This window comes from Microbispora sp. NBRC 16548 (genome assembly GCF_030268985.1).
Classification (GTDB): Bacteria; Actinomycetota; Actinomycetes; order Streptosporangiales; family Streptosporangiaceae; genus Microbispora; species Microbispora catharanthi.
On the sequence record NZ_BSSF01000004.1, the window covers coordinates 495,411 to 514,586 of the forward strand.

The window sequence follows — 19,176 nt, forward strand, 5'->3', positions numbered from 1 at the left end:
TTCTACCGGCGGGTATGGTCGGGGGCTGTGAGCGATCCCCTGGCTGTGATCGCCGGGCTGCCCGGCGTGCCCGAGGCCGTACAGGAGGCCCGAGAGGCCGTCGACCGGCTTTACCGGCACCGGGTGCTGCGCCGGCGCAGTCCCGAGGTGTCGGCCGAGTCGGCCCTGCGTGGCGCGCGCGCCTCCGCCGCGATCGAGGGCGCCGACGTGCCGCTCGAGCCGCTGCGCATGGGCGAGGTGACCGATCCCGTCGTGCAGGGCGCGCTGCGCGCCTCGGCCGAACTCGGACGGCTGGCCTCGACGTGGCGCTCGGCGCCGCGGCAGGTCCTCGCCCGGCTGCACGCGCTGGCGGCCGCCGGGATGACCGCCGACCCCGGCAGGCCCCGGACCGCGCCCACGACCGCCGATCCGCTGGGGCTCGGCCCTGCGCCCGGACCGGAGGAGACCGCGGCCCGCATGTCGGCCCTCGCCGGGCTGGTCACGGGTTCCACCGGGGCGCCCGCCCTCGTGCTCGCCGCGATCGTGCACGCGGAGCTGGCGGTGCTGCGTCCGTTCGGCGTGGCCGACGGCCTGGTCGCCCGCGCCGCGGAGCGGCTCACGCTGGTCGACCTCGGCCTCGATCCGAAGTCGCTCGCCGCCGTCGAGGTGGGCCACGCCGACCTCGGCGACGCGTACGCCGAGGGCCTCAGGGCGTATCTCAAGGGCACGAGTGAGGGTGTCGGGACCTGGGTGAGGCACTGCGCGTCGGCGGTCGTCCACGGCGTCCGCGAGACGACGGCGATCTGCGAGGCCATGTCCCGCTGATCCGCCCTTGCGTGCCGCCGTACGCGGCGCCGGTGCAGGCGGGTGCGGTCCGCCGGGGCCGTGCCGGGCCGCCAGGCGCGGCGCCGGTGCGGACAAAGCAGACGGCGTCCCTGGTGTGGAACGCCGTCGCCGGTACGTGTCACCGGGTTACCAAGCGTGCACCTGAATTTGTCGGAGCGGGTCAAGCCCGTCTCGACACGCCTCCCGCGGCTGGTCGCGCGTGGGTACCCGATGCCGTACACGGACCCGCAGGTCCGTAATCCCTTTTTACGTCCGTTTCCCCGAGATGGAAACCCCTACGTCCAAGAGCTTTACCGAGTCACTTGGGTCATTCCTGCACTTCTGTCCCCATTGGTGCCGTATGTCGGCATGAAGAGCGGGGAGGGGTGACTCCTCGTGGCCGTCGCCCGTACCCGTTGCGACCGCGCCTGTCGACATGCCACACTGACTCTGGGAAAAAATTTTACTCAGATTGGAGAGGGTTCTCGACGTACCTCTCGTGATCAGGCAGCATACGGTGTGTCTCTCCATACGGAACGACGTGCCTGGCTTGATGGCGTTGGAACCCTTGCCATGTCGTGGTCCCTTGTTTAAAGCTTTCTTGTAATACGGGACCGGCTCTACCCCCCCAGAGCCGGACCGCTAGGCGACCCCCGCTCTCCCCCCCGGCGGGGGTCGCCCTTTTTCTTCGATCAACCCGCCTGTGGCCAATAGGGGACGACCCGAACCGCCCGGTCTTGTCCACAGGCCGCGCTTCGTCCACAGAACGCGGTTCGCTCGCCCGCGCCGGTCGCGGCCTCTCGCATGGTGGTCCTCCCAAATGCCGAGTCGTCCGGGACGACAGGGAGACACCGATGCCACGCCCACTGGCCATAACCGACGATCAGGAACTCCTCGACGATCTGCTCCGCATCGCCGCCGCCGCGGGCGTCGAACTCGACGTGGCCCACGCGGCGGCCCACGCCCGGCCGTACTGGATTCGGGCTCCGCTGGTCGTGGTCGGCAGTGACCTGGCCGACGATCTGGCCGCCACGGGTCCGCCGCCCCGGCAGAACGTGGTCGTCGTGACGCGGACCGCCGACGACCCCGACATGTGGCGCAGGTGCGTCGCGGTCGGGGCGCACACCGTGCTGGAACTGCCCGAGGCCGAGCGGCTTCTCGTGGAGGAGTTCGGCGACGCCGCCGAGCCCGCCACCAGGGCCGGCACGGTCCTGTGCGTCGCGGGAGGGAAGGGCGGCGCCGGTGCCACCGTCCTCGCGGCGTCCCTGGCGCTGACGGCGTCCCGCGGCGGGCTGCGCACGCTCCTCGTCGACGCCGACCCGCTCGGCGGGGGCATCGACGTGCTGCTCGGTCAGGAGGAGGCGCTGGGCGCCCGCTGGCCCGACGTCGTCGGGAGGGAAGGCAGGGTGAGCTTCGCCGCCCTCCAGGAGGCGCTGCCCACCTTCGGGGAGCTCACGGTGTTGTCGGCGCATCGCGGCGAGCCGGTGCGCATCCCCCGTGAGGCGATGCGTGTCGTGCTCGACGCCGCGCAGCGCGGCTGCGACCTGGTCGTGGTCGACCTGCCCCGGCACGTCGGCGAAGGCGAGGCTGAGGCGCTCGCCAGGGCCGCCGCGACGATCGTCGTCGTTCCCGCGGACCTGCGAGGAGCGCTCGCGGCGGCCCAGACGGTGACGCTGCTCCGACCGGGAACCGGCGACCTGCGCCTGGTGATGCGCGCCGGGACGCTCGATCCGGAGGTCGTCGCGGCCTCTCTGTCGGTCCCGTGCGCGGGTGTGCTCCCGGAGACGCGCGGACTCGTGGAGACACTGGATCGGGGAGACCCGCCGCCGCTGCGCCGCTCCCCGTTGGGCCGCTTCTGCGGTGAGCTGCTCGAGTCCCTCCTGGGCGGGCTCTCCCAGGGCGGCAGGACCGGCCGGCCGTCCGCCGGGGCGGGTGGCCCGTGACCCGCCAAGGACCGGTGACCGTTACCGGGGTCGGGGCGGATCTGGTCGAGGCGGTGCGCGTACGGCTGTCGCAGACCGGTGCCGCCCCCAGCGAGGCCCAGGTGGCGGCGGCCCTGCGCGCCGAGCGGGCCGTGCTCGGCGACGCCGAGATCCTGGCCGTCGCTCGAACGCTGCGCGCCCATCTCATCGGCGCGGGCCCGCTCGAAGCCCTGCTGGCCGAGCCGGGTGTCACGGACGTCCTGGTCAACGGGCCGCGCGAGGTGTGGGTGGACGACGGGGACGGCCTGCGCAGGACGGGCGTGACGTTTCCGGGAGACGACGAGGTCCGCAGGCTTGCCCAGCGCCTGGCCGCGGCGGCCGGGCGTCGCCTCGACGACGCCTGCCCCTACGTGGACGCCCGGCTCGCCGGCGGCGTGCGCCTGCACGCGGTCCTCCCGCCGATCGCGGCGGAGGGGACCTGCCTGTCGCTGCGGTTGCCGTCACGACGGGCGTTCACGGTGGAGGAGCTCGCCGCGGAGGGCGGAGCCGCCGTGCTCCGCGCGATCATGGCGGCCCGGCTGGCGTTCCTGGTCACCGGAGGAACCGGCACCGGCAAGACGACCATGTTGAGCGCCATGCTCTCCCTCGCGGGTCCCGCGGAGCGTCTGCTGCTGGTCGAGGACTCAGCCGAGTTGCAGCCTCTGCACCCTCACGTCGTACGGCTGGAGGCCCGGCCGCCGAACCTGGAAGGCGCGGGCGGGGTCGGGCTGCGCGATCTCGTACGGCAGGCCCTCCGGATGCGGCCCGACCGCCTCGTGGTGGGCGAGGTGCGAGGAGCGGAAGTCGTCGATCTGCTGGCGGCGCTCAACACCGGTCACGAGGGCGGCTGCGGCACGCTGCACGCCAACAACGCCGCCGACGTGCCCGCGCGGCTGGAGGCTCTGGCCTGTGCGGCGGGGCTGTCGCGGGAGGCGGTGCACAGCCAGATCGCCGCCGCGCTCGAGATCGTCATCCACCTCGTGCGGGAGGTCAGCGGAGGCCGCCGCCGCGTTTCGGAGATCTGCGTGCTCGAGCGCGGCTCGTCCGGCCTGGTGACGGCGGCTCCGGCCCTGACCTTCGATCCGGACGGCCGGGCGTGCCGGGGCCCGTCCTTCGAGGCGCTACGAGCACGCTGCCCGGCCTCGTGGCCGTCGTGACGCCGCCGGGCGGGCTGGTCACGGGGCTGGTCGCGATGCTCGCCGCCGCCCTCGCCGCCTGGGTGTGGGCCGGGCCGGATGCCGGGACGACACGGCTGGCGTCGCTCACGCGGAGTCGGCGGTCAAGGGACATGCGCAGGTTCTGGGTCGTACTCACCCGCCGTCCACGGCCAGGGGCGACGGCGGCGGCCTGGCGTACGGCGTCCATCGAGCTGTGCCAGAGCCTGGCAGCCGAGCTGTCGGCGGGCAGGACCCCCGGCGACGCCCTCGCTCGGGCGGTCTCCTCGGTCAGCCCACCCGATCCGGCCGCGCTCGCCCCGGTGGTCGCCGCCGCCCGGGATGGCGGCGACGTCGCCGCGGCCCTGCTGAACGCCGCGCCCGCGCGCGGGGGCGAGGGACTGGTCCGGCTGGCCGCGTGCTGGCGGGTGAGCGTGGCCGTGGGCGGCGGCCTGACCGCACTGGTGGAACGGGCGTGCGCGTCTCTGCGGGAGGCGCAGGCCCATCGAGAGGAGGTGGCCGCCCAGCTCTCCGGACCTCGGGCGACCGCCCGGATGCTGGCGGGCCTGCCCGTGCTCGGCCTGCTGATGGCCGCAGGGCTCGGCATGGATCCGCTGGCGTTCCTGTTCGGCAGCCCGGCGGGGTTCGTCTGCCTGGTCGTCGGGCTCGTCCTCGACGCCGCCGGCGTCTGGTGGACCCGCAGGCTCGTCACCCGAGCGGAGGAGCTGACGGTGCCGTGATCGGACGGCGCCGTCGCCGACGTGCGGTGGCGAGCCGGTGCCGGGGCCGGACGGTCCCGATCGGACACGCGGGGGGGCCGGACGGCCCTGATCGGACGCGTGCCGGGGACGTCGCGGGTCGAAGCCGCGAGTGGTGCCGGCGGCTGTCGCGAGGTGTGGGCGTCACGTGGCGGGGGCGGCGGGTGTCGCCTGTGGTGGAGAGGACGCCCGTCGTCGCAGGTAGCGGCGCCGGTTGTCCTGCTGGAGACGGTTGTCACGCTGGAAAGGGGGCGAGACATGATCGCCGTACTGGCCGGGCTCCTGACCACGCTGGCGATGCTGACGTGGCCGGCTGCTCGTTCGCCGGCCTTGCGGCTGAACGCCATCGCGTCGTCGGCGGCGTCGGAGGCGCCGGCACGGGGATCACCAGGCGCCGCGCCGATGGGCGCGAGCGCGTCACGTCGAGGGGTGGCCGTCGCGGCACCCGTGGGATTCGCGCTGTTCCTGCTTCTCGGTGGTCTCGTGGGGGCGTGCGCGGGGACGGTGACGGCCATCGGCCTGTTCGTCGCCGTTCGCAGGAGGGAACCGGCCGAGGTCAGGCGCCGCCGGCAGCGTATGGGGGCCGACCTTCCGTTCGCCGTCGATCTGATCGTCGCCTGTCTCCGGGCAGGACAACCGATGAGCGGGGCCGTCGAGACGACCGCCGTCGCGATCGCGGGCCCGGTGGGCGAGCGGCTCTCGTGGGCCGGTGCTCAGATGCGCCTGGGCGCTCCTCCCGAGGAGGCGTGGGCCGCTCTGTCCGATGAACCGGCGCTCGCCGCCCTGGCCAGAACGATGATCCGGGCTGCCCAGAGCGGTGCGCCGGTCGCCGACGTCCTCACCCGGCTCGCCGACGACGCCCGGCGTACGGCTCAGGCGACGGCCTCGGCCGCGGCGCGCAGGGTAGGTGTCCACGCTGTCGCACCGCTCGGGCTCTGTTTCCTGCCGGCCTTCGTCTTCCTGGGGATCATCCCCATGGTCGCGGGTCTGGCGGGCCAGATCCTCCTGCCATGAACAACCTGTGGACAGTCTCATCCACACCTGTGGACAGCAGGCGGGGCAAAGGGTTCAGAAGCTCCACAATCGCTGGTCGTCGATCCACAGATGAGGGCGCTGTGGTTGTGGACAACTGCGGCGGCAGGGCTCTTGTCCACAGAACCGTGCTCGGCCCGAATTCCTCCGTCCGTGATCCCGCAGCCTGGTCCCAGCACGGGCGGAGGGGCCGCCCCGAGCGGGTCAGGAGGACCGATGAGCAAGCACGCCGCGACCGGCCGGAGGAATCAGACGAGCGCGATCCTCCGGCGGCGAGACGGTGACGCTGTGGGCCGTCACAGGGCGCGGCCGGCACGATGGGCGAGGCTCGTGCGCTCGGCACGTAGGGCGCTGCTCGGCCGCTCCGGGCGCACGTCCGTGTTCACCCGCTTCGGCCGGTGGGCAGGATTCGGCGCTTCCGAAGCCGCCGGGTCGTCGACGCGGTCCGGGCGGGGGCCGAAGTCCGGCCGTCTGGGACAGCGCGCGGTCGACGGCGGGTGGGCGCTTGCCGGCCACAGGGCGGGAGGCGGGTTGCGGACGGAAGGCGGCCTGCGGACGGAAGGTGGCCGCCGCCGATCCGGCGTGACCGCGGTGGGAAACGTCCTCGCTGTCAGCGTCCTGACCGTCCTCTCAAGGGCGGGACGGCCGGGGGCCCAAGGTGCCGGGCGTCAGGGTGCCGGGCGTCAAGGTGCCGGGCGTCGGGGTGCTCGGCTCTGGAACGCCGCGCTGGCGATGGGCGACGCCCTGCGGAGGTCGTCCGCCGCGCTGCGGCGATCGGTCGCCCGGGCCTCGTACCGAGCTCGAGAGCTGAGCGTTCGGTGGGCGGTGCAGGCCGAAACGAGGGCCGACGCGGGTATGTCCACCGCGGAGTACGCCGTCGGCACGATAGCCGCCTGCGGGTTCGCCGCACTGCTCTGGAAGGTGGTCACCAGCGCCGAAGTGAGGTCGATGCTCGCCGCGCTCATCCAGAAGGCGCTGAAGCTGGCCGCCTGAGGCTCCCGGTGGTGCACCGCTGTGCCTGGATGCCGCGACGGCGTGTGGTGGACGTGCCGCCCCGGCGGGAGCGAGGCTCGGTGACCGCGGAGACCGCTGTCGCACTTCCGGCCCTCGTGGTGGTGCTGACCGCCTCACTGTGGGCGGTGACGATCGTGGGCGCGCAACTGCGATGCGTCGACGCGGCCCGGGCCGGTGCACGCGCCGCCGCACGGGGCGAGGCGGCCGAGGAGGTGAGCGCGGCAGTCCTGCGACTGGCTCCGGAGGGTGCCATGGTGTCCATCCGAGTGGGAGCGGACACCACCCGGGTCGAGGTCATCGCGACCGTCCGGCCGCCCTTCAGGTCGCCGCTCCCGCCGGCTCGCCTCCGGGCCGCCGCCGTCTCCGCCACCGAACCCGGCGTCCTTCCGTCGCTGTCGGCGGCTGCGGAGGCGACCCGGTCTGCGGGCCTCGGGAGGACCTCGTCGCTCCGAGACCAGGCGGACGCGAATGACGAGCGGTTCCGAAGCCATATGAACGCGGCCGGCAGTCGCCCTGAACGCAGTCGCCCTGAACTCGAAGGAATCGGAGGAGCGCGGATCGCGGGAGCGGGGGCACGCGAATGAGGAGATTTCAGGCATGCGAGGGCGGAACGCGCTCCAGGCGGGAGCGCGGCTCGGCGACCATCTGGACGATCGCCCTCATGACCGCCGTGTGGGCGGTGGCGATGGTCGTCGTCCAGGTGGGCGTCGCTCGCGTCGCGCGGCACCGGGCACAGAGCGCCGCCGACCTCGGCGCGCTCGGGGCCGCTCGCGTGGCGCTGGCGGTCCCGGATGAGGCGTGTGACCGTGCGCAGGCGATCGCGGTCGCCAACGGCGCGTCTCTGCGGTCGTGCTCGCTGTCGGACGGTGTGGCCGAGGTCGCGGTAACCGTGCGGTTCGTGGTCCCACTCCTCGGCCCCGCGACGGCCACCGCCTCCGCATCGGCCGGTCCGGTCGGCGCCGCCGCATAACCGCTGACACCCGTCGAGCCGCGATGAGGCGTTACCAGCCGCTACTAGCGCGATCGGGCATATGGCGCATTTCTGATCTTCCGTAAAGTGAGACCACTTGTGTCGCAATAGAATCACGACTTCTTAGACATTCGGTCTAAGAGCGGACGGCTGGCGTAAAGTGCCGCGTACTCTCAGTCGCCGTGCGTATTCGGCCGAGGTAGCCGGGGCGGACGGTTCTCCACGAAGGGATGCGTCGTGACCAGGGTTCGTAGGCTGGGCACAACGGCGATGATCGTTTTGATGGCTCTGGCGTCCACGCCGATGATCGGCGCCGCACCGGCGAACGCGGCCGACGCCGAGATCCTGTCCCCCGCGGACGGGGCGGTCGTCAAATCATCGGGTGCCGTGGCCGTGTCCGCGCAGACGGACTGGTACCAGGTCAGCATGGCCCTGTACGTCGAGGGCCCCTCCGTATCCCGGCAGAAGATCGCTTCCGGCGGCGCGAACCAGACGATCAGCGGATCCTTCGACCCCGGTGACGCCCCCAACGGCACGTTCACGGTCAGTTTGTTCGGTGAGGTCACACACAAGACCTACGCCACCTCCACCTTCGTGCTCAGCCGTCCGCCGGAGGCTCCCTCAGGGGTCGAGGCACGGCTCAAGAACCCCTCGACAATCCTGGTCAGCTGGGCGAAGGGCGCAGAGCCCGATCTCCAGTCGTACGAGATCACCTCGGTCAAGGCCGGCAGGTCCGGTTCCGTCTCCGTCGACTCCGCCTGCTCCGGTTCCACCTGTCAGACGAGCCTCGCGCTTCCGGCCGGCATGGGCGGACAGAAGGTCGACGTCTCCGTCCGCGCGTTCCGCTCGGACGGCACCGGCGGCACCGTGGCATCTCAGCGCTCCGCGGCCGCGTACGTGACCGTTCCCGCGCCGAAGGCGTCCCCGAGCCCCTCCCCGTCGCCGTCGAGGAAGCCGGGCCAGTCGACGGTCAAGTCGCCCGCCGCCAAGACTCCGAAGACGCATCAGTCCACCGCCGTGCCGAACCCGGAACCGGCACTGCCGCAGAACACCACGCCCAAGGACACCGAGCCGCCGAAGGACACCGAGCTCACGCTGCCGGAGGCGAACGGTGGCAGTGACCAGACCGAGCCGGTGGTCGTCCCGGAGAAGACCGACGATCCGAAGATGACGGCTCAGTCCTCCTTCCTGCCGCTCGGCGGGCTGAGCTTCGGCGTCTATGTCGCGCTCGCCGTCGTCCTGCTGCTCACGGGCGCGAACCTGGGCGCCTGGCTGCGCCGCAAGGGCCTGACAAGTGACAGCGCGGGCGAAGGACGGTCCGGAGGCTCGCAGCCGCGGCCGGTGCCTGGAAAAACGGGTGCCCCGCCTGAGGCCGCCACGGTGGCGAGTGGCGCGGCCGCGTTCAGCGGCGCCGCCACGGCGAAGGCCCGGGGGAACGCGCCTGTACGACGTCCCTCCGTAATCCTGGCCAGGCCGAAGGCCCGCGAGAATCTCCCGGAGACGGAGGCCGACACCGAAATTCGCCTGGGCGCCGTCTCCTCGATGACCGAGGGTACGGGCACCATCCCAGGCGCCGGCGCGACCACGGGCACGGACACGGAGACCTCGTTGTCCGATCAGGAGCTGACCGCCTCTCTCGACCGGCCGGACCGGCAGGAGCCGCCGGCTACCGCTGAGACCGTCCCTGCCACTGAAATCAGCCCTACCGCCGAGACCAGCCCTGGCGAGACATCCGCGGCTGAGGCGATCTTCGCTGCCCCCACAGCCGAGGACGGCGCTTCCACCGACTCTGCTTCCGAAACCGATCCGTGGAACGGCGCCTCCGCGGACTCCGCCGTCGCCGGCGCGGCTTTCCCCGGATCGTCGTCCGGTGACCTTTCGACCTCGGCCGTCCCTGCCGAAGGCGAGCCGCCTGTGCAGGCTGCGCTGGACCGGCTGGCGTCGCTTCCGCCGTTGACGGCACGGGGGGTCGACGGCGGCCGGACGGCCCCCGCGCACGTATCGCTGTCTCCGGTGGCGCTGCCCGGGCAGATGCCGGTGGTCCCTGTGCCGGTGGTCCCAGTGCCGGTGGTCCCTGTGCCGGCGGTGCCCGCGGGTGCGGCGGTCAACGGCCAGATACCGGAACGGCCCCTCCGCCAGCCCGAGCCGGACGTCTGGACGGAGGACGACGACAGCCCCTACCCCGGCCGCCGCCGCGACCTCTGACGGTCGCGTGTTCCCCGGCGCCTACTGGGACGCGTGCCTTCGGTGCCTGCCGGCTCCGGCTGCCTCTGTTCGCCTCGTGGGGCGGGCGTGATGCGAGTGCATGCCCGCCCGCCCGCTGGGAGGGTCCGTCCGCAGCCTGACGTGTTCCGCGCGCCGGGTCAGGCGCCCAGGAGGATGTCGAGGAGGCGGATCGCTCCGGCCTTGTCGAGCGGCTCGTTGCCGTTGCCGCACTTGGGGGACTGGATGCAGGACGGGCAGCCGCGTTCGCATTCGCATGAGGCGATCGCCTCCCGCGTCGCCGTCAGCCAGTCGGACGCCCGGGCGTACCCGCGCTCGGCGAAGCCCGCGCCTCCGTCGTGGCCGTCGTAGACGAAGACCGTGAGCAGGCCGGTGTCGGGGTGGAGTTCGGTGGACACGCCGCCGATATCCCAGCGGTCGCAGGTCGCGAACAGGGGCAGCAGGCCGATCGAGGCGTGCTCGGCCGCGTGCGCGGCCCCGCCGAGATCCACAGCGTGTCCGGGCTCGACGAGGTCGGCGAGTGCGGGCGTGGGCAGGGTCCACCAGACCGCGCGTGTGCAGAGCGTGCGCGGCGGCAGGTCGAGCGGCTCCTCGCCGAGGACCTCCCCGGTCTGGGTGCGCCGTTTGAGGTACGAGACGACCTGGCGGGTGACCTCCACCGAGCCGAAGTGCAGAGTGCCGGGCCCGAAGGGCCGCGAACGCAGCGACTCCATCACCCGGATGTCGGTGACGTCCCGCGCGAAGGTCGCGTAGTCCGGTTCGGCGGCGGTGACCAGGGCGACCCCCGCGTCCAGATCGAGCACGTCGACCACGAACGTCTCGCTCTGGTGCAGGTAGACGGCTCCGTGATGGACCATGGTGTGCGCCGACGGCTCGTCGACCGTGCCCAGCAGGCGACCGGTGGACGCCTCCACGACCTGCACCGGCGCACCGCCAGAGCCGCGGATGTCCGCCAGGTCGGCCGCGTGGTCCCGGCTCGTCCAGAACCACCCCGTGGGGCGCCTGCGCAGCAGTCCCTGGCTCACGAGGTCGTCGAGCACGCCCCGCGCCGCCGGGCCGAAGATCTCCAGGTCGTCCTCGGTCAGCGGGATCTCCGCGGCGGCCGCGCACAGGTGGGGCGCCAGCACGTACGGATTGTCGGGGTCGAGGACGATGGCCTCAACCGGCCGTCCGAACACCGCCTCCGGATGATGGACGATGTAGGTGTCCAGCGGGTCGTCACGCGCGATCAGCACGGCCAGCGCGTCCTGGCCCGCGCGGCCGGCCCGGCCCGCCTGCTGCCACAACGAGGCGCGGGTGCCGGGCCATCCGGCGATGAGGACCGCGTCGAGCCCTGAGACGTCGACGCCGAGTTCGAGCGCGTTGGTGGTGGCCAGGCCGGTCAGTTCGCCCGAGCGCAGGGCCTTTTCGAGCACCCGCCGGTCGTCGGCGAGGTAGCCCGCCCGGTAGGCCGCCACCCGGTCGGCCAGCCGCCCTCCTCCACGATCTGTCCGGAGCCCCGCGTCGATCTCAGCCGGCTCTCCGCTCTCGGTGGCCGCCGCGGAGGACCGTCCCCGCCCGCCGATCCCGTCGAAGGCCTCGCCAGAAGCGCCGTCGAAAGCTCCGCCGTCGTTCGGGCGGCTCACCTCTTCCTGCACGCCCTCGGCGTACTCCCCGTACGGCGCGGGCCCGGCGTCGAGGAGGGCCTCGACCTCCTCCAGCGTGCGGCGGGCGGTGAGGGCCACGGCCTCCGCGGCGCGGCGGGAGCGGACGAACGCGAGAGTGCGCACGTCCTCGATCACGAGGTCCGCCAGGAGGTCGGCCGCCTCGGCCGTGGCCGTACGGCGGACCGGGGCCCCGCTCTCCCCGCGTAAATCGGTCAGAGGCGGCTCCCACAGGGCGAAGGTGGTCGAACCCCTGGGGGAGGCGTCCGTGGTCACCTCGGCCATTTCAAGGCCGGTCAGACGCACTCCTGCGGCGGCGGGGTCGCTCGCGGTGGCCGACGCCAGCAGGAACACCGGGGAGGAGCCGTATCTGGCGGCGACCCGGCGCAGCCGGCGCAGGATCTGGGCGACGTGGGAGCCGAAGACGCCCCGGTAGCCGTGGCACTCGTCCACGACCACCAGCCGTAGCCGCCGCCAGAATGACGACCAGGACGAGTGCCGGGGCAGAATCGACCTGTGCAGCATGTCCGGGTTGGTCAGCACGTAGTTGGCGTTCTGGCGGACCCACCGGCGTTCCTCGGGCGGGGTGTCGCCGTCGTACGTCGCGGCGCGCACCTGCGTCAGCCGCAGCTTGCGCAGGGCCCTGAGCTGGTCGGCGGCGAGCGCCTTGGTCGGGGTGAGATACAGCACGGTGCCACCGGAGAAGATCTCCGTGATGGCCGGCACCAGGTAGGCCAGGGACTTCCCGGACGCGGTCCCTGTGGCAATGATCACGTTTTGGCCACGTTTAACCAGCTCGGCGGCCATAAACTGGTGTTCCCACAGGCCGGAGACCCCCTGCAGACGCAGTCGCGAGACCAGCAGGTCAGGGGCCCATTCCGGCCACCTTGCCTCACCTGCCTGACGTGCTGGAACATGCTCCACATGAGTCACGCGCCCCCGGCGTGCGGGAACCGCGAGCAGACGGGTGAGAAGGTCGCCTGTTCGGGCAGAGGACGAAGAAGTCGGAGTCACTGGTTTCCAGTTTGGCATCTGCGGGGAGAGTCGCCCGGAGTCGTGATTTCGTATAGACACGGAGTCGTAGCGTGGTTGAATGCCGCGCATCGGGTCGTGCCTCTGGACTACCAGGATGCATGACCTGTATCGAGACCTACGCAAGTAAGGCGCTGGAGGATCTGTGGATCTGAAGTTGGACCACCATTCCGAGGACAATCTCACCATCGTCGATGTCGAGGGTGAGATCGACGTCTACACCGCGCCCAGACTGCGTGAGCTGCTGATCGACCTGGTCAACAAGGGCAACTTCCACCTGCTCGTGAACATGGAGAAGGTGGACTTCCTCGACTCGACAGGCCTTGGCGTGCTGGTCGGCGGCCTCAAGCGGGTGCGGGCACACGACGGTTCCCTGGAGCTCGTCTGCACGCAGGAGCGCATCCTGAAGATCTTCCGCATCACGGGCTTGACGAAGGTCTTCGGGATCTACGCCTCGGTCGAGGAGGCCAAGGAAGCCCACGGCCGGGACAAGTGACGGCCGAGGACTCAGCAACATGGCCACCGTCGAGCTGACGTTCAGCGCTCTGCCCGCCCACGTGCGTACGGCCCGGCTGGTCGCCACGGCCATCGCCCGGCGCACGGGAGTGGCTGAGGCGATCCTGGACGAGGTGCGGCTCGCCGTCGGAGAGGCGTGCTCGCGGGCTGTGGAGGCGCACCGCCTCCACTGCCCGGGGGAGCCGGTACGCATCGAGTTACGCGATGACGCGGGGCGTTTCGAGGTGACGGTCACCGACGCCGCCCCGGGCGAGGACGTGACGCCCCAGGTGCTGGAGGCGAACGACAACCTCATGCCCGAGATCGACAATCTGGGCATCGCGGTCATCGCGGGGCTGGCCGACGACGTCGAGGTGCTTCCCGGGCCGAAGGGCATGCGCATCCGCATGAGCTGGCCCGCGTCGCCCAAAGGCATCGCCGCCCTCTGACCTGCGAAGCCTCAGAGAACCTCCGAAAGAGATCCCAGAGCCTCAGAAGAGAGCCGAGGGCTTCCGGGGACATCCGAGGAGGACCTTCAAGGACCTCGACGACCTTCGACGACCCTTCGGGGTGAGGTCTTCGAGGCGAGACCTTCGAGCAGATCGAGTGTCGCCCCCGGCGTGACACTCGATCTTTTGCTATACCCGGCCTAATTTCGGACGGCCCGAAACAAGGGACAAGGGAGTACCGTAACCAGGGCGACCATCGCCGCCACGCCCCTGACTCCGCTGGTCAAAGCACGTTCATAGCGGTGCAAATGTTCGTCCATTACTGGACGCCGCCTCGATTACGGGGCACGAGGGCCTTCATATCCGTGGCGTCGCTGCGTAGACTCCCGGCACCGGCCAAGGTATTGCGGATGCAACCGGAAGCGGCACTTGCCAACCGCCCGGAAGTGCGCCGCACGGCCAGTCGGATCGTCGGCGCCGTCCGGGCAGGACCGAAACCCGTCTGGCCGAGGAGGACGGATGTCTGCCTATCACGCCGCTGGCGAGAGCGCAGCGGTAGCGTTGAACGGTTCCCATCTCACCCTTGTCATAGTCGTCGCCGTCGTGGCTCTGCTCGCTCTGGCCGTCGCGGGCGGCCTGGTGCGCGAGGTGCTCGCCGCCGGGCAGGGCACCGAGCGAATGCAGAACATCGCGCGTGCCGTGCAGCAGGGCGCCGCCGCATACCTCACGCGGCAGTTCCGGACGCTTGCGATATTCGTCGTCATCATTCCGTTCCTGCTTCTGCTGCTCCCGGCGGGCTCGACCGGGGAGCGCATCGGCCGGTCCGTCTTCTTCGTCGTCGGTGCGGTGTTCTCCGCGCTGACCGGTTTCATCGGCATGTGGCTCGCCGTACGCGGAAACGTCCGCGTCGCGTCCGCCGCCCGCGAGTCGGGTGAGAGGACCGCGATGCGCATCGCGTTCCGCACGGGCGGCGTCGCCGGCATGTTCACGGTCGGCCTGGGCCTGCTGGGCGCCGCGATCGTCGTGCTGGTCTACAAGGGCGACGCGCCGAACGTCCTCGAGGGGTTCGGCTTCGGCGCCGCGCTGCTCGCGATGTTCATGCGTGTCGGCGGCGGCATCTTCACCAAGGCCGCCGACGTCGGCGCCGACCTGGTCGGCAAGGTCGAGCAGGGCATCCCGGAGGACGACCCGCGCAACGCCGCCACCATCGCCGACAACGTGGGTGACAACGTCGGCGACTGCGCCGGCATGGCCGCCGACCTGTTCGAGTCGTACGCCGTCACCCTGGTGGCGAGCCTGATCCTGGGCAAGGCCGCGTTCGGCACCGAGGGCCTGGTCTTCCCGCTGATCGTCCCGATGATCGGCGTGATCACGGCCGTCATCGGCATCTTCACCACGGCTCCCCGCTCCAACGACCGTTCCGGCATGGCCGCCATCAACCGCGGCTTCTTCATCTCCGCCGCCATCTCGGCCGTGCTGGTGGCCGTCGCGGCGTTCGCGTACCTCCCGTCGAGCTTCGCCGAACTGTCCGGCGCCTCCGCGGACGTCGCCGCGCTCACCGCCGACCCGCGCCTGATCGCCATCGGCGCGGTGCTCGTGGGCCTGGTCCTGGCCAGCGCCATCCAGATCCTCACCGGCTACTTCACCGAGACCAACCGGCGTCCGGTGCGGGAGATCGGCGAGAGCTCGCTCACCGGTCCCGCCACCGTCATCCTGTCCGGCATCTCGGTCGGCCTGGAGTCCGCGGTCTACTCGGCGTTGCTGATCGGCGGCGCGGTCTACGGCGCTTTCCTGCTCGGCTTCGGCAACGTGACCGTGGCGCTGTTCGCCGTGGCCCTCGCGGGCACCGGCCTGCTGACCACGGTCGGCGTGATCGTGTCGATGGACACCTTCGGCCCGGTCTCCGACAACGCCCAGGGCATCGCCGAGATGTCGGGCGACGTCGAGGGCGAGGGCGCCCGCGTGCTCACCTCCCTGGACGCGGTCGGCAACACCACCAAGGCCATCACCAAGGGCATCGCGATCGCGACCGCCGTGCTCGCGGCGACCGCGTTGTTCGGCTCGTTCCGCACCGCGGTCGAGGGCGAGCTGGCCAAGGCGTCGCAGGGCGTGAAGAACGCCCTGGGCTCGTTCGCCAACTTCAGCCTGTCGGTGGACGCCCCGAACGTCCTGGTCGGCCTCATCGTCGGCGCGGCCGTGGTGTTCCTGTTCTCCGGCCTCGCGATCAGCGCCGTCGGCCGCGCCGCCGGCCGGGTCGTGTACGAGGTGCGCGAGCAGTTCCGCACCAAGCCGGGGATCATGGACGGCAGCGAGCTGCCGGACTACGGACGCGTGGTGGACATCTGCACCCGCGACTCGCTGCGCGAGCTCGCGACCCCCGGCCTGCTCGCCGTGCTGACCCCGATCGCGGTCGGCTTCGCGCTCGGATACGCGCCGCTCGGCGCCTACCTGGCCGGTGCCATCGCGGCAGGAACGCTGATGGCGGTGTTCCTCGCCAACTCCGGCGGCGCCTGGGACAACGCCAAGAAGCTGGTCGAGGACGGCCACCACGGCGGCAAGGGCTCGGAGGCGCACGCCGCCACCGTGATCGGCGACACCGTGGGCGACCCGTTCAAGGACACCGCGGGCCCGGCCATCAACCCGCTGATCAAGGTGATGAACCTGGTTGCGCTGCTGATCGCCCCGGCCGTCGTCGCGTACGCCGACAACGTCGCGGTCCGCGTCACCGCGACGGTCGTCGCGGTGACGATCGTGGTCGGCGCCGTGGTCGTCTCCAAGCGCCGCGCCACGGGCATCGCCCCGTCCGGCGAGGCCGACGAGGCCTCCCGCGCCACGGAGCCCGTCGCCCACTGACGCGGCTCGCAACACGGCCCGAAGGTCCCTCGCTCATGGAGCGGGGGACCTTCTCCATACACTGAGCACTTATGGACAAGCCGAACGGGGGCAGGACGCTGGCGCTGATCCTGCTGACCATGGCGGTGATGATCGCCGTGATCGTGGGCCTCGCTGTCTGGGCCATGCCATGAGCGTCCGGACGCTCGTCGTGGTCAGGCACGCCAAGGCCGGCCACGCGCCCGGCCTCCCGGACAGCGAACGTCCGCTCACCCCCGGCGGTGAACGGGACGCCCGGGCGGCCGGGGAGGAGATCCGGCGACTGGTCCCCGGGCTCACCTCAGGGCTCACCCCGGGACTCGTCCTGTGCTCGCCGTCGGTCCGCACCCGCAGGACCGCCGAGCTGCTCGGCCTCGACGCCCCCGTCGAGATCGAACGCGACATCTACGAGGCGTACCCCGACGACCTGCTCGGCGTGCTGCGCCGTACGGACGGCGAGATCGCGTCGGTCGTGCTCGTCGGCCACAACCCGGGCGTGCACGAGCTCGTCGCCGCCCTGACCGACGCCAGGCTCGACGGCTTCCCGCCCGGCGCGTACGCGGTGATCGAGCTGGACGTGCCGTGGGAGGACGTCGCCCCCGGCACCGGACGGCTGATCCATGTGAGCCGCACCTGATTGCGGCCCGGCAAGGCGGGTAGTAAGAAGCGCCTGCCGCTCAGGAACGTCGTGCTCGCCAGGGCGCCGAGGCTGGAGGATCCACGCCTCGCGCTCGGTTTCGGCCTGACCGGGGCCGCCTGCCTGGTGATCCCGCTGCTCACGGGCCTGCTCATCGGGCACCCCGCGGGCGGTGCGACGGTCGGCCTCGGCGCGTGGCTGGTCGCGGCGCGGACCATCGCGAACCCCGCGGGCATGCGCACGCCCTACCTGCTCGGCGTCGTGCTGTCGGTCGGCGTGGGGACGTCGCTGGGGATCCTGCTGTCGGGCAGCAGCTGGCTCATGGTCCTGGTCGCCTCGGCCCTGGCCGGGCTGGGCGGCCTGGTGCGCCCGATCGGCGTCACCCCGGCGCTCACGCTGCTGCTGACCGCCGCCAACCCGCTGCCGCTCGACCCCGTGCCGCACGCGGGCCTGCAACTGCTCGGCGGTCTGCTGGCGGCCGTCCTGCTCACCCTGCCCTGGCCGTGGCGGCGCACGCGCCCGGTCGTCACGATGCTGGGGGAGACGGCCGACATCCTGGCCGGGCTGGTCGAGGCCGTGGCCGACCCCGCGGTGGGCCAGGAGGAGTGGGACGAGCGCCGGAGGAAGGCCGCCGACGCGATCGCCGAGGTCCGCATGGCCCGGGCCCGCCGCGTCCGGTGGGAGCGGTCGAGGGCGGCCGAGGACGTCGCGCTCGCGTTGCGCCGGGTGTTCCACGAGATCATCGCGTTGCGGGGGCTGTGCGACACGCTGGCCCGGCGTGCGCCCGGCGCGGCGGACGACGCGGGGCTCGGCGACCTCCTGGGCTCGCTGTCCGCGTCGCTGCGGGCCTACCTGGCCGAGTGCCCGCCCGAGCACGTGCCCGCCGTGGACTTCGGCGATCGGGTGGACCGGCTGCGCGACCGGGCCGCCGGCGGCGAGCGCGAGATGGTCGTGCTCGTCCTCCTCCGGCAGATCGCGCACAGCGCCGGGCGGATCCAGGAGGCGCTCGACGGCTCCACCGAGGCGGCCCACCGCCTGTGCGCGCCCGGCCTCGATCTGGCCACGCTGGCGGTTCCCCCGTCGCTCGCCTTCGACGACCCGCGCGTGCGGCACGCCCTGCGGGTCGTGCTCGGCACCGCCTTCGCCTCGATCGTCATCGTGCTTTTCAAACCCGCGTTCCCGCACTGGCTGGTGATCGCGGTGCTGGTCACCATCCAGCCGACGTACGGGGAGACGCGGGCCAAGGTGTGGGCGCGGGTGGGCGGCAGCACGGCCGGCGGTCTGGTCTCGGCCGCGATCCTGCACATCGCGCCGGGTCACTGGACGCTCGTCGCGCTGATCGGGGTGTCGGCCGCGCTGGCGTTCGGCCTGGCCCCGACGCACCAGGCCTACTGGGCGACGTTCATGACGATGTGCGTGCTGCTGCTGCTCGACTTCCAGGTGCCGCAGACCGCGCGGATCGCCGAGTCGCGGGTCGTGCTGACCGTCGTCGGCGGCGTCATCGCCATCGCGTGCGCGCGGCTGCTGTGGCCGCGGGGGGAGACGGAACGGCTGGCCGAGCGGGTCGGCCGGATGCTCGACTCGCACGCGGCGGTCGCCCGGACGCTGGCGCAGCTGGCCAGGGGGAAGGCGGGCGCCGAGCGGGCCGAGGAGCGGATCAGGAAGGCCGCGGTGGACGCCGAGATGGTCACGGGGGCGCTCCGCTACATCGCCAAGGAACCCGGCGGCACGGCCCCCGAGGCCGTCGACGAGGCCCTGGAGGCCGCCCAGCGGGTCCGCGACGACCTGCTGACGCTGATCTCGGTGCTGCGCGACGAGCCCACCGGCGCCGGGCCTGTCCCCGACGTCCTGGACGCCGTTGCCGACCATCTGCGGGCCGCCGCGCAGGCCGTGCGGGGGCGGGAGCCGTACGAGCCGGCGGCGGAGGTGAGCCGGGGGCTCGCGGACGACGCCGTGTGGGTCGGCGCCCAGGCCGAGCGCCGCCTCAGCGAGCTGGAGGCGAACGCCACCGAGCCGGGCTCGGGGTTGGCACTGCTGCGCACCGCCGCCGTCGACCAAGCGCTGCGCTCGCTGGACGCCGACGCCGTACGGCTGTGCGCGGCGGCGGCCGGCGCCTTCGCGAACAGGCCCTGA

15 protein-coding genes are annotated in these 19,176 nt (G+C 72.2%); 14 read left to right on the forward strand and 1 reads right to left on the reverse strand.

Translation table 11 applies throughout. The annotated features are described in order from the left end of the window. The first annotated feature begins 27 nt into the window (after positions 1-27). The 9 genes from QSK36_RS13390 to QSK36_RS13430 all read left to right on the forward strand — a co-directional run bounded on the left by QSK36_RS13390 (position 28) and on the right by QSK36_RS13430 (position 9,898). Positions 28-804 carry a Fic family protein gene (locus QSK36_RS13390; RefSeq protein WP_285782624.1) on the forward strand — a complete coding sequence of 259 codons (777 nt, stop codon included), beginning with the start codon at positions 28-30 and terminating at the stop codon, positions 802-804. 854 nt (positions 805-1,658) lie between these two features. Continuing rightward, a complete protein-coding gene (gene ssd / locus QSK36_RS13395; protein ID WP_139574007.1) occupies positions 1,659-2,747 on the forward strand; it encodes a septum site-determining protein Ssd in 1,089 nt (362 codons plus the stop codon). 14 nt (positions 2,748-2,761) lie between these two features. Continuing rightward, positions 2,762-3,922, forward strand: coding sequence for a TadA family conjugal transfer-associated ATPase (locus QSK36_RS13400; protein ID WP_285782625.1), 1,161 nt, complete (start codon positions 2,762-2,764; stop codon positions 3,920-3,922). Then, positions 3,910-4,659 (forward strand): type II secretion system F family protein, encoded by a 750-nt coding sequence (locus tag QSK36_RS13405; RefSeq protein WP_285782626.1) that lies wholly within the window; start codon positions 3,910-3,912, stop codon positions 4,657-4,659. Before QSK36_RS13400 ends, QSK36_RS13405 begins: the two co-directional genes overlap by 13 nt. A gap of 276 nt (positions 4,660-4,935) precedes the next feature. Further along, positions 4,936-5,691 (forward strand): type II secretion system F family protein, encoded by a 756-nt coding sequence (locus QSK36_RS13410; protein ID WP_285782627.1) that lies wholly within the window; start codon positions 4,936-4,938, stop codon positions 5,689-5,691. Positions 5,692-6,564: 873 nt separating this feature from the next. Next, complete coding sequence (locus QSK36_RS43700; protein ID WP_239104879.1) at positions 6,565-6,702, forward strand: DUF4244 domain-containing protein; 138 nt, start codon at positions 6,565-6,567, stop codon at positions 6,700-6,702. Positions 6,703-6,731: 29 nt separating this feature from the next. Continuing rightward, a complete protein-coding gene (locus tag QSK36_RS13420; protein WP_352240207.1) occupies positions 6,732-7,307 on the forward strand; it encodes a TadE family type IV pilus minor pilin in 576 nt (191 codons plus the stop codon). After that, entirely contained in the window at positions 7,304-7,693 is a 390-nt protein-coding gene (locus tag QSK36_RS13425) for an Rv3654c family TadE-like protein (protein WP_285782628.1), read from the forward strand. Before QSK36_RS13420 ends, QSK36_RS13425 begins: the two co-directional genes overlap by 4 nt. A 282-nt stretch (positions 7,694-7,975) precedes the next feature. Continuing rightward, positions 7,976-9,898, forward strand: a complete 1,923-nt coding sequence (locus QSK36_RS13430) for a hypothetical protein (protein WP_285782629.1) — start codon at positions 7,976-7,978, stop codon at positions 9,896-9,898. A gap of 158 nt (positions 9,899-10,056) precedes the next feature. Here the strand turns inward: QSK36_RS13430 and QSK36_RS13435 are convergent, their stop codons facing one another. Continuing rightward, positions 10,057-12,591, reverse strand: coding sequence for a DEAD/DEAH box helicase (locus tag QSK36_RS13435; RefSeq protein WP_285782630.1), 2,535 nt, complete (start codon positions 12,589-12,591; stop codon positions 10,057-10,059). A gap of 145 nt (positions 12,592-12,736) precedes the next feature. Between QSK36_RS13435 and QSK36_RS13440 the strand changes: the two genes are divergently transcribed. The 5 genes from QSK36_RS13440 (at position 12,737) to QSK36_RS13460 (ending at position 19,176) form a co-directional block, all read left to right on the forward strand. Then, complete coding sequence (locus QSK36_RS13440; RefSeq protein ID WP_030506779.1) at positions 12,737-13,087, forward strand: STAS domain-containing protein; 351 nt, start codon at positions 12,737-12,739, stop codon at positions 13,085-13,087. A 19-nt stretch (positions 13,088-13,106) separates the two neighbouring features. After that, positions 13,107-13,535: an ATP-binding protein gene (locus tag QSK36_RS13445; protein WP_183537596.1), complete on the forward strand. Its 429-nt coding sequence runs from the start codon at positions 13,107-13,109 to the stop codon at positions 13,533-13,535. A 519-nt stretch (positions 13,536-14,054) separates the two neighbouring features. Beyond that, positions 14,055-16,388: a sodium-translocating pyrophosphatase gene (locus tag QSK36_RS13450; protein ID WP_285782631.1), complete on the forward strand. Its 2,334-nt coding sequence runs from the start codon at positions 14,055-14,057 to the stop codon at positions 16,386-16,388. 169 nt (positions 16,389-16,557) lie between these two features. Further along, positions 16,558-17,043 (forward strand): SixA phosphatase family protein, encoded by a 486-nt coding sequence (locus QSK36_RS13455; RefSeq protein WP_285782632.1) that lies wholly within the window; start codon positions 16,558-16,560, stop codon positions 17,041-17,043. Beyond that, positions 17,044-19,176 (forward strand): FUSC family protein, encoded by a 2,133-nt coding sequence (locus QSK36_RS13460; protein WP_285782633.1) that lies wholly within the window; start codon positions 17,044-17,046, stop codon positions 19,174-19,176.